The organism is Flavitalea flava (assembly GCF_054461575.1).
Map to the genome: position 1 here is coordinate 24,543 of NZ_JBTLQH010000059.1, position 11,421 is coordinate 35,963.

General features: G+C 48.0%; 8 protein-coding genes. 3 read left to right on the forward strand and 5 right to left on the reverse strand.

From position 1 onward, the window contains the following. Positions 1 to 56 precede the first annotated feature (56 nt). Entirely contained in the window at positions 57 to 1,601 is a 1,545-nt protein-coding gene (locus ACX0G9_RS28815; RefSeq protein WP_459068449.1) for a SusD/RagB family nutrient-binding outer membrane lipoprotein, read from the reverse strand. A gap of 11 nt (positions 1,602 to 1,612) precedes the next feature. Further along, positions 1,613 to 4,783: a SusC/RagA family TonB-linked outer membrane protein gene (locus ACX0G9_RS28820; protein ID WP_459068450.1), complete on the reverse strand. Its 3,171-nt coding sequence runs from the start codon at positions 4,781 to 4,783 to the stop codon at positions 1,613 to 1,615. A gap of 172 nt (positions 4,784 to 4,955) precedes the next feature. Between ACX0G9_RS28820 and ACX0G9_RS28825 the strand changes: the two genes are divergently transcribed. Both ACX0G9_RS28825 and ACX0G9_RS28830 read left to right on the forward strand, forming a co-directional pair. Beyond that, a complete protein-coding gene (locus ACX0G9_RS28825; RefSeq protein ID WP_459068451.1) occupies positions 4,956 to 5,843 on the forward strand; it encodes a helix-turn-helix domain-containing protein in 888 nt (295 codons plus the stop codon). Positions 5,844 to 5,854: 11 nt separating this feature from the next. Beyond that, on the forward strand, positions 5,855 to 7,423 hold the full coding sequence (locus ACX0G9_RS28830; protein ID WP_459068452.1) for a gluconokinase: 1,569 nt from the start codon (positions 5,855 to 5,857) through the stop codon (positions 7,421 to 7,423). A gap of 14 nt (positions 7,424 to 7,437) precedes the next feature. Here ACX0G9_RS28830 and ACX0G9_RS28835 read toward each other — a convergent pair whose 3' ends face one another. Continuing rightward, positions 7,438 to 8,382: a hypothetical protein gene (locus ACX0G9_RS28835; protein ID WP_459068453.1), complete on the reverse strand. Its 945-nt coding sequence runs from the start codon at positions 8,380 to 8,382 to the stop codon at positions 7,438 to 7,440. Positions 8,383 to 9,051: 669 nt separating this feature from the next. After that, on the reverse strand, positions 9,052 to 9,819 hold the full coding sequence (locus ACX0G9_RS28840) for a class I SAM-dependent methyltransferase (RefSeq protein ID WP_459068454.1): 768 nt from the start codon (positions 9,817 to 9,819) through the stop codon (positions 9,052 to 9,054). Positions 9,820 to 10,129: 310 nt separating this feature from the next. Between ACX0G9_RS28840 and ACX0G9_RS28845 the strand changes: the two genes are divergently transcribed. Next, positions 10,130 to 10,879: a hypothetical protein gene (locus ACX0G9_RS28845; RefSeq protein WP_459068455.1), complete on the forward strand. Its 750-nt coding sequence runs from the start codon at positions 10,130 to 10,132 to the stop codon at positions 10,877 to 10,879. Positions 10,880 to 10,927: 48 nt separating this feature from the next. Here ACX0G9_RS28845 and ACX0G9_RS28850 read toward each other — a convergent pair. After that, positions 10,928 to 11,421, reverse strand: a 494-nt coding sequence (locus ACX0G9_RS28850; protein ID WP_459068456.1) for an SDR family NAD(P)-dependent oxidoreductase, incomplete at its 5' end; no start/stop codon positions are given.

The following is an 11,421-nucleotide window of genomic DNA, read 5'->3' on the forward strand; positions in this document are numbered from 1 at the left end:
TCGGAGGGCACGGCGCCCCGAAGTTCCTGTCTGTATTATACTTGCTCGGCCTCCTTCTATGGTTTATCCCACCACATCCGGGTACCGAGCTTGTCGGCACCCTGCCGTGCGATCGCTTCATTCACGTTGGTTGTATTCACGCTAAGTTCCGACGTTGGATAGGTCAATCTCCTGATAAATGTGCCATTGGGCACATCCGGATTATTAGGTTGTCCATATGGGTTAGGCGTCAGGGACGGGAACCCGCTTCTTCTGAAATTGGCGAAGGCTTCGGGACCGTTCAAAAAAGAAGCTATCCAGTACTGTGTATTGATCTGTTCCAATTCATTGCCTGCTGTCAACGGGTTCGAAAGGACGTAAAAATCGCGGTCGCCGCCCGGAACGGTGGAATTGGCATCGTATACTCCCAATTGATCCATATGTGCTCTGATGCCATCCTGAAAATATTGGTCCGTCGTTCCGGTGGTAATCCATCCCCTGAAACGGGCTTCGGCCAGCAGCAGGTTGGTTTGCGCGGCAGTCACCAGGAACACGGGAGAGGATATCTTCACCATCCTGCGGCGGTCCAGCTGGCTGTAATCGTAAAAGCTTGCCAGCCCGTCTGCCTGGGCGGCAGCTACAACCGTGCCATTGTCTTTCCCCATGGGCATGCCTATTTGTTTGGCGGGATCGGTGCTGCCGGCGGCCACTGTTTGCCCGGCCCCGCTGGCGGCGCCCACGTACCTTATGGCAATTGCTTGCAGACGGGGGTCATTTGTGCTCTTCAGCTGGTCTATGAACGGCTTGGTCAGGTAGAAATTCGCTGCCTCGCTGCCGTTGAGTGTGCTTCCGATGGGCTGGGTGAAGTTGGCATCATGACGTATATAGGCATTGTCCTCATTGGTGGTAATGACGCCGCCTGCAACGGCCGCCTGTACCGTGCTTTGCGCTATGGCTGGGTCTATCTTTATCAGTCGCATGCCCGCGCGCAGTAGTAGGGAATTGGCGAATTTTTTCCACCTGCCTATATTGCCTGCATACAGCACATCCAGGATCTCAATCGTGCCTGCTGCGTCCAGGGCCGCTGCAGCCTCTGTCAGCTCCTGTATGATCCTAGGGTAAATAGCCTGCTGCGCATCGTATTTGGGAAGCAAGAGCTGTTTTGCAAGACCAGCCCCCCCCTCCGTATAGGGTATGTCTCCATATTCATCCGTCAGGATCATGTAGACATACGCCTGGTAGATCCGTAACATATTGTACATATTGCTTCTCGCCGGAATGTCCTTTGTACGTTGCAGCGCATCATAGGTGTTCTTGATCACGCTTTGATAGTAGACGGCCCACAAAGGCTGGGTGGTCACGTCCCGGCTGTCCTGGTTGAAATTGGCGCCGGCGAGCACCCCACCATTGGGAGATATCATCTGCTGTACAATACCCATCTCGAAAACCAGCGACTTTACAGGGAAGGAGGTATTAATGACCGCCTGGTTCAATAAGAGGGCCGGGTCCAGATAAGTCGGGCTGGTCTTGTTCACATTCAGATCCGACAGCCCTTTGTCGCAGGAGGTGATAGTGAATAGGCAGCATATAAACGATAAACTATAGCTTAAAATCTTTTTCATGATCGGTAGTGTTAGAATTTAACATTCAAATTCAGACCAAAACTGCGGGTAGTAGGCAGACCGGGAGATTCAAGGCCCACCTGGTTATCCGAGCCAAAGCTAAATGTCTCAGGATCGATGTTGTCCACCCATTTCTTGATCATCAGCACATTATTGGCTACCAGGTCGAGCTTTAGCCCCTTGACAGGCCATTTGGCGGGAAGATATTTGGTAAGGTCATATCCCAGGCTCAGCTGGCGCAGCTTCCAGTAACCGCCGTTGTAAATGACGGATTCCACTATCTGCTGCGAGCGCAGATGCTCCCAATACGTCTGCACGGGTGCTACCTTGGTGTTAGGGGCTCCGCTGGCATCCACGCCTACACCTTTCACACCACCTTCGCGGCCTTCGAGCGTCATCTTGTGCAGGCCTTCCCGAATCGCATTGAAATTAGTGCCCGACAATATTTTATTACCCAGCTTGTAATCGATGAATACCGTCAGGTTGATTCCTTTGTAGCTAAAAGTGTTCAGGAAGCCACCTACCCATTTGGGCAATGCACTGCCAAACAGCACCAAGTTGGCAGTACGCTGAGGCAATCCGTTGGATTGGAATATCCTTTGCCCCTTTACGTCGCGTGCATAACCGTACCCCGCGATCTGCCCGATCTCTTCGCCCACCACCTGTCTCGTCTCGCCATTGAACACATGCGTGCCCGTGGTAATGCGCTCACCCGGTTTGCTGGTAATGATACTCAGCACCTTGGTCTTATTGTAGGAAGTATTGGCCGTGAATTCCCAACTAAAAGCCCTGGTTTTAACAGGCACCAGGTTCAGCATGGCTTCCAACCCGTAATTGCTGCTCTTCCCGCTGTTGATCGGCGTATTGAAATAGCCCGATGCGTCGGATATCTGCACTGACACGATCTGGTCCCTCGTGATCTTCCGGTAAGCCGCCAGGTCTACATTCACGCGGCTGTTGAACATGCGCAGCTCCACCCCCACTTCCGTCTCTGCAACACGGCTGGGCTTTAGGTTCGGGTTGGGCAAAGTGGTACCGGTGACATTGTTACTGATATTGCTGGTCCCTACCGGTACCGGTACATTGCTGGGGTTGTTTATGAAATTGGCATTCACCGTGTAAAATAACTGGTCGGCGTATGGAGCCACATCGCCGTCGCTGCCCACTTCCGCATACCCCAGGCGCACTTTACCGAAGTCCAGCCAGCTTGATTTGGGCAAGTGCTCCGAAAATACATAGCTACCCGAAATGGAGGGGTATAAAATGCTCCGTTTGTCAGGGGAAAGGGTGGAAAACCAGTCGTTCCGCACCGTGCCTGTCAAATAAAAGGTTCGCTTCCAGTTCAGTTCGGCTGAGCTATACAGAGAGTTGACTCCCTGTTCGGTCAGCGTATATACCGGGTCCTTTGCCCTGCCGTTCTGCACGGTGTACAAACCCTTGACGATAAAATCCGTTACCACAACGTTGTTGATGTCGATGCGTTTGCGCATACGGTTGCCGCCGCCATTAAGGTTCACTTCCAGATCGCCGAATTTTCTATTTGCATTCACCAGAAAATCCAGGTTCGTTTCCCGGAACCGGCGCGATTCCTGCGTATACAGGCCGTTGACGAAGCCGGTAGGCGCCGCCGCCCTCGATGCCTGCCCCGTAGGGAAATTATTGACATCTTCATCGCGCGACCAGTAATCCTGACCGAAGCGCCCCTGTACGCTGAGCCAGGGAAGCAGGTTGTACTTCAACGCTACATTGCCGAAGATGCGGTCCCGTTTAATAGTATGGAACTGCTCGGCCAGCACCCAGAATGGATTGGTGCGGTTGGTGAATCTGGACCAGGGATATTCGTTGCCGGCGGCATTGTACTTGTTGGCATTGAGCACACTCAGCGGCATCGAATTCGACAATGCCATCAACGTGGTGGGAATGGAGTTGTCCTGATTGGTGACATTCGGCGGGTTCCTATTGATCTCCCTGGAATAATTGATGTTGCCGGACAAGTTCAATTGCTCCGACAAGTTGTAGTTGTAGCCCAGGTTCATGGACTTGCGGTTGAAGGTATTGTTGGGCATAATGCCCCGGTTGTCCGTATTGTTCAGGGACAGACGTAGGCCCCCTTTGTCATTACTGGTCTCCAAGGCCACTGTATTGGCTATATTCTGACCATGGCGGTAGAATGCGTTGGTTCTTTTGCCCTGGGCCTCATAGGGTAAGGTAAGATTATTGAACAGGACCTGTGTCATGCCAGGTGTGAACTTCTCTCCGAAAGACCATTCTCCCGAAGTAGGATTAGCCGTCGCAGGACGAACGCCATTCTCTCCCTGGCCATATACCTGCTGGTAATCGGTATAATCCAGTGGCGTATCATTCGTATAGTTGAGATTATACGTTACACCGATGCCTTTCGTCTTCCCCTTCGTTTTAGTCGTGATCATGATCACGCCGTCCTTGGCACGCGAGCCATAGAGTGCCGATGCCGGTGCCCCTTTCAAAATGGTCATGCTTTCAATATCATCGGGATTGATGCTCGACAGACCATCGCCCCCGTCTGCAAATACGCCACCACCTTTTACGCTAATGGTATTATCGTTGAAATTGGTATTGTCCACCGGCACCCCATTGATGACGATCAGCGGATTATTTTGTCCGGACAGCGACGATTGTCCACGGATCCGGATTTTAGAGCTGCCACCCGGCCCTGTGCCAAGGGATGAGATGTTCACACCGGCCACCTTGCCTTGAAGGGCATTCATTACATTGCTGGTCCGGTTTACGGTCAGCTCTTCGGGTTTGACAATGGTGGCGGAATAGCCCAATCCCCGGGACTGTCTCTTGATGCCCAGGGCCGTTACGATGACTTCATCCAGGTTCCGGCTGTCGGCCGGCATCGATACATTCACTACCCTGCGACCGGCAATTTTCATCTCCGTAATCCTATACCCTACTATGCTGAAAATAAGGGTGGCATTGCCCGCGGCAGAAACGCTGAAATTGCCATCATTGTCTGTGGTAGTCCCCTGTGAAGTGCCTTTTACTATTACAGAAACACGGGAAAGTTTCGTACCTTTTTCATCCGACACCGTGCCCGTGACCGTTTGGGCCTGAACAAAGGAGAAAAATAAAAGAAGAACCAGCAGGAGCCAAAGCCTGGTGAAGGCGGCAGGCCTGCGATTGGGGTGTTTTTTCATATAGCCAGTTGTTTTGGTTAGCAATCTTTGTTCCGGCAAATTATTCCCTATTCTATTTAAAAACTTCCAAAAAAAAACATTGTTGAATTTTGAACATACACAACAAATAAATTCCTTTCCTTTATGCAAGCTCCGGTAAAAGGAAGATTGCATCTGGATTAGATAAAGCTATATGAATCAATTTGTGCTACAACAAGGCAGGTCGGCAGAATTACGCTTGTTCCCGCATATATTGGAAGTGGGCATGAAAAAGAATGGCGCTATCCAGCTCAATTCCTTTCTCGTAACGGCCACAGAAGGCATCAGGATATATTATATAATGGAAGGCAGGTACGAATGGTGCATCGATCATCAGCCATATGTCCTTTTTCCTTCCGACACAGTCCTGGTATTGCCCGGCGCCAGGTTCGGCAGCTACGCCGGGCTGCTCGAGATCGGCGCCTTTACCTGGATCCACATAGGTATGCAAAAGCAGGAAAGCGGAGGTATGGCTCCGGGCAAATGGAGTGGTTTACCAGAGGCTGAGGGCGCCGCCATCGGCAAAATACTGTCGTTAAACAGCGCTCCCGTATTGTCCAGGTTCAGCGAGGCGGGCAAAATACTCAAATGCATCCACGCGGAACTGTTCGGCCAGGAAATAGGCTACCAGACGCGGATCAATCACCAGCTGGACGAGCTGGTGATATTGGCCACCCGGCAAATGACACGGCAAAGCCATTCCGGCCGCGACTTTCCAAAGACCTTTATGCACCTGGAAGACATGCTGCGACGGAACCTGGCCCATCAATGGACGGTGGAAGAAATGGCAGCCATGGTCGGACTGAGCACTACCCTGTTCAACGAAAAGGTAAAGAGCTATTCTGGTTTTCCACCGATCAATTACCTGATCAATATTCGTATTTCCGAAGCCATCAGGCTCCTGAAGCGGCCCGAGATCAGCGTCACCGACATAGCGCTCGACACCGGATTCTATTCCTCACAGCATTTTTCAACTACGTTTAAAAAACTCACGGGCTACAGACCCAGCGAATTCAGAAAAAATCATTTGCGCAATAAATAATTACGGTAAACATGAAATGCATCATAACGATCGAATTAGGCACCAACGGGGTACGCGTCTTTGCTTTCGATCTCAGCGGCCGCGTCATCGGTTCCATGAAAGGCTACCATCCTACTTTTCATCCCGAGCCAGACACCAGCGAGCAGGACCCGGAGCAGATATTTATTACCACCCTGTACCTGTTGAAAAACCTGCTGAACGAATTTATCCACCCGAAAAAATGCAAAGTGGCCTGTATTTGTTTTAGCTCCTCCATGCACAGCGTGCTGGCGGTTGATAAAAATGGCAATCCGCTCGGCAACGCTATTACCTGGGCCGATAACCGCGCTAAGAAGGAGGCGCAGGAATTACGCCGCTCGGCGCTCGGCAAAAACCTGTACGATGCTACCGGTACGCCCATTCATCCCATGTCTCCCCTGCTGAAAATAGCATGGATCAGGCGCCATGATAAAGAACGCTTCACGCACACCAGCAAATTCCTGTCCATTAAAAGCTATATCGTCCACCAGCTGACGGGGGAGTACATGATGGATCACAGCATCGCCTCGGCCACCGGTTTGCTGAATATTCATAAGGTTGCCTGGGAACCCGATGCCTTAAAGTATGCAGGGATCACAGCCGCCAAACTGCCCGACCTGGTGTCTGTATTTACCTCCTCCGGCAAACTGAAAAAAGCCTATCAGCAATCGCTCGGCCTGCCGGCCGAAACGAAAATACTCATAGGCTCCAGCGATGGCTGCCTGGCCACCCTTGGCGACGGGGTGAAAGGCGAAGGAAAAGCCACCATTACTATCGAAGACAGCGGGGCAGTAAGGGTCATAGGCTCCTCCGTATTAAAAGATGAACGCATGCGTTTCTTCAATTACCTGCTGACTGAAAATTGCTATGTATCCGGCGGACCCACCAATAACGCCGGTGTTATCTTTGAATGGTTTGCCCGGCAATTCGGGGATTTCACAAACCCTTACGACGTGGAGAACAGTATGCTGCAGCTGATCGAAGAGGCGTCTAAAGTGCCGGCAGGTTCGGATGGCCTGTTGTTCCTGCCATACTTGCTGGGAGAAAGGGCCCCCATCTGGAATGCCAACGCCCGGGGCTCTTATTTCGGGCTGAACATCAAACACGAACGCAATCATTTCGTAAGAGCTACTATCGAAGGCATACTATACGAAATATACAGCATCGGTAAAATCCTCGGCGAACAACGAAATATCAAAAGCCTTTCGGTCAACGGTAGTTTTGGCACCATACCTTTCTGGACCCAGATGATTGCCGACATGTTCAACAAACCCGTGCGCGTGCGAAAGAATTCTCACAGCGTAAGTTTCGGCGCCTATTTGTTAAGCGCCACCGAAATGGGTATCTACAAATCATTGGACGACGCGGCTCTGACCGTCGAACTGCCCGATATATATCGACCTGATAAACAACGCCATGCGGTATATGCCGATTACTTCGGCATATTTGAAAAGCTGAGCGCCAAATTGTTCGATGAATTCGAGGCTATCGCCAATCTGCAGCAGAAATACGGAAGCTCGTCAGACCAAATAAAAAACCGTAGCCGATCGCCAAAAAAATAAACGGAAAAAAGGCCCTATTTACTTACTTTCTGTAGTATTATGTACATGGAGTCATTCCCAAGCACTCCTGTCAGCATTAACCTCCCGGAGCCACTAGCTGGGGGCATCATCCCTCTGAAAACAGGTTTATCTGCTGGTGAGCGCCAACTTATCTCCAGATGATTGTTTTCTATGGTATAAGTACCGTTCCATCTTCTTTGCGGTGTGTTAAATTCAAATACACAACCATTTTTGATATCAAAATAAACCACCGTAAGTATGCTGTCAGCACAACTGGCCCGATAAAGTATCTGCTGATTCATCTTAAGCTGTTTCACTTCATATTTACCGGTGAGCTGTGGATACTTATCTGTCTTACCATGCAAAGCGATTAATAGCAGAGGAATATAAATGATGGAGAGGCGGATTGTCATTTTAAAATATCTGGAAAGGTTCAGTGCAGGCAATTGATCTTTTGCAACAAAAAAGAATTCCTTTAATCGGTTGAATTCTATGAACAGGAAATACAAGGCACCCAACATCATGATGGAGGCGTGGGTGACCACGCTGTCACCGATCTGATAAAAAATATCCATCAGTAAAACGTTTGCGAGCACGGGCAGAAGTATAAACACACCAACCAGTCTTGTCCTGCGAAAAAGCAGCAGCATAGCTCCGGCTATTTGAACTCCGGCTATGATACAACCAAAAAGATAGGAGTGACTGAAAAACGTCCAGAACAAATCGGATGGTGTAAAGCTGCCATACGGAAGATCGAACTTACTCACCGGCATCACAAGCTGCAAATGGCAGATCTTTTCCCACCCGAAAGTGGCAAGGTCAAATGCCACACCATACCGGATAAGACCTTGCCAGAAGGCCAGGGTGGCAGGATTGTTTGTTTTCCGGACCTGCCATATCAAAGCGTAAATAATGGCAGCAACCAACGTAAACAGGTAGATGATGAAAAAAAACCTCATAGGGACCCATGTTCTAAAGAAGGTAATACTCAAGCGAAAGGTACAGGCGCCAATTACCAACCCCGCAAGTACACAGGTTATGAATTTTTTAATAAAGGGAATTTTGTGCATTGTATAGAGTTGGTTGTTAAGTAAAAACCATTAGCAGTTACATCAGCCATTTTTGTATTATAATTAAATTTCGATTGAAAATTGACCATTACCTTACCAGGTACCCCAGGATAAATATTGTACTAAAATAAGCCCAAAATACAGAAAACAGGATATGAACCATTGTCTCAAATGTCTTGCCTTTCCATAATTTCGTAGAATATACAAAGAACTGAAAATATAATCTCACTGCCCAGCATATTCCTATCCCTAATGAAACCCTTTTGCCGAAGGGTGTGTGTAAAAGCGCATCGGAGGAGGTCAGGCAAAGAAGCCCCAACAGAAAAATTCCAAAAGCAATGAAGAACATATGGACATACATCATTTGACGGTTTATCAAACTCAATGAACCCAACTCCTGCTTCCAGTTAAAATATTTTGAGAAGAAAACATGAAGGATGGCTAAGAGGATAAATAAACCGCCGATGATCTTAATTTGCAATTCCATCTTTATTCAGGTCAATAGATAAAAAGTTAGGGGATACATCCGAAAGTTAAGTTAGGAAATGAATTCGAAAGTTAGGGGCTACATTCGAAGATCGACATAAAGGGGGTGAATTTGGTTTCCTGAAAAGAGTCAAAACCTGCACGTTCAAACGCATTTTTCCAAACAGACCGTGAGAAGAAGTGAGTGAATCCAACCGAAAATGCCAGAAAATTCGGAAAATCCCGCAAGTGCTCTACCATAATCACTTTACCTCCTGGTTTGCAAAGCCGGTGGCATTCTTTTAAAAATACGATCTTTTCCTCATGTGATCTTATCTCATGTACTGCAGACAGCAAAAAGACAATATCAACGGTACGATCCTTTAATGGTATTGAACCGGATGCCACTTGCAGCGTATCGGGATAGACCAAACTTACTTTTCGCGCTCTTATGATGGCAGGCTCCGTATGCTGCTTTGCATTGTAAAAATCAAACGATTTTAAATCGGATTGAGGAAATTTATTTTTAATAAGGAAGCTTGTTTCATCAAATCCGGCGTTAATATTAACAATCATCTTCTCTTTTGCCTGGTCCCTGATGAGGTTATTCATCCAATGCAACTCATAATACCCGGAAAAATCATACACATAGGCAGACACCAGCAATGGCATGATCAGGCCATACACAAACGCTGCTACAATGATCCCAAAAAGGAGATCCGGCCATTTTACAAGGTAGTGGCTAACAAACAATACCAATAAAACCGCCAGGCCGAATACATAATAATGGCGGTTAAAACTTAAGATGTTTAATACACCTTGAAATTTTCTTCTACTAACACTTCTAACAGGATCAGACATATAAAGAGATTGGTAAGATAGATTGGTAAGATAATTCAAAAATAATTGGCAGCATAACCACCGGCAGTTGCAAGGGCTTATGCCGCCGAAGCCAGAAGCTCCCCATGGTTTGGTTAGTCCTACTTGCCCCGAAATTAGGATTTGCCGTTCAGGGATCGGTGAATTCCGGATCCGATTGTCACAAGTTTATAAATCCGGTCCGATTTCCCCATATCAATATTATTAAAATATAGTAACATTTATCCGCATAGGCAGCAGGCTCCAACCCAGGAATAATCAGGAATAAATGTAAACAGGAATAAGCGTAAAAATGAGATACTTCACCCTGCTCTTATTTTTTGCCATAAGCAATGCCCTTTATGCCCAGGACAGCGACTTTGTTCACCTCATGCAGAAAATGAGCAGAGAGGAAGCGTTCAGAAGCGTTGAAGTATACAACCGGGGCAAAACCTCCATTCAACAGCGTGAAGTTCTGGACAACGCAAAAAGGGTGTGCCAGAGCGTCAAAATATTCCTGAAAGGTGGTGTTGACACAACAGGCATCAATAAACTAGTTGCGCACACGCAGGCAGCTATCGAAATAGTAAAAGACGGGATAATTACAAAAAATGGACCGTATCAAACACAAAGGAACCTGGCTGTCTCTTCCGCTATCCTGAGGGAATTATCCAAAAAGTTAGAGCGGGGGAAAAGGGCCCTGGATGAGTATGTCAATACCCTGGTGGATTTCAGGGTTAAAATCGATTCCCTGCAAGGCGATTCCGCAGTATATAACTTTCCCTCCGATTCCGTGGAAATCATAAATTATATCCGGAGAATTGCTGCGGTAGGCAAGGAACTTAAGCCGGTAGACTCCGGACTTATCAAGATGGTAAAAAGTGCACAGGCAATACAGTCACGGTTCCCTGGAAGTGGAAGCGATCTTCTGGCCAAAACATATAGCACTTTCAAATACGGTCAAGAGCGACCTGATCGTAGATTGATGCCCTGTTCAAAAAAGAAGGTATTGTCATACCCTTCCCACAACAGGAATTGCATATCCATACTGATCAGGACGTAAAGAGCCGACAGATCCCGCAACCCGGGGATAATTTGACAGAGATTATGATTACGCCTTCGGTTCCGGTTGCATTACCTGCAATGCATCTGCAGGAGATTTTAAATAAAGCTCATAGATGTCTTGGGTCTTGCCGACACGAATTTCATAATTGTTTGTTTTTAATCCGTCTATAAAATCCTCTGCTACTTTGGACGGCGGGATCCCGGCTTTCCCGTTAATGGGGGCCGAGAATTCAGTATCGACCAGCGGGGGCATCAATTCGAAAACTTTCACCTTGCTTGTCCTGCTTAAGGCTACCCGCAAGGATTGGGTATACGAATGAAGTGCTGCCTTGCTGGCGGAATAGGTTACCAGGCTGCCGGGAACAAAAGCAACAATGGATGAAACATTTACAATAGCGGCCTCTTTCTGTGATTTAAGCAAAGGAAGTAATTTTTCATTCAGCCGGATTACCGATAAATAGTTGGTCAGCATCTCGTCTTCCGCTTTTTCAAAAGCGCCTTCACTTTGCGAAATATCATACAAGAGAGCCCGGCCTGCAT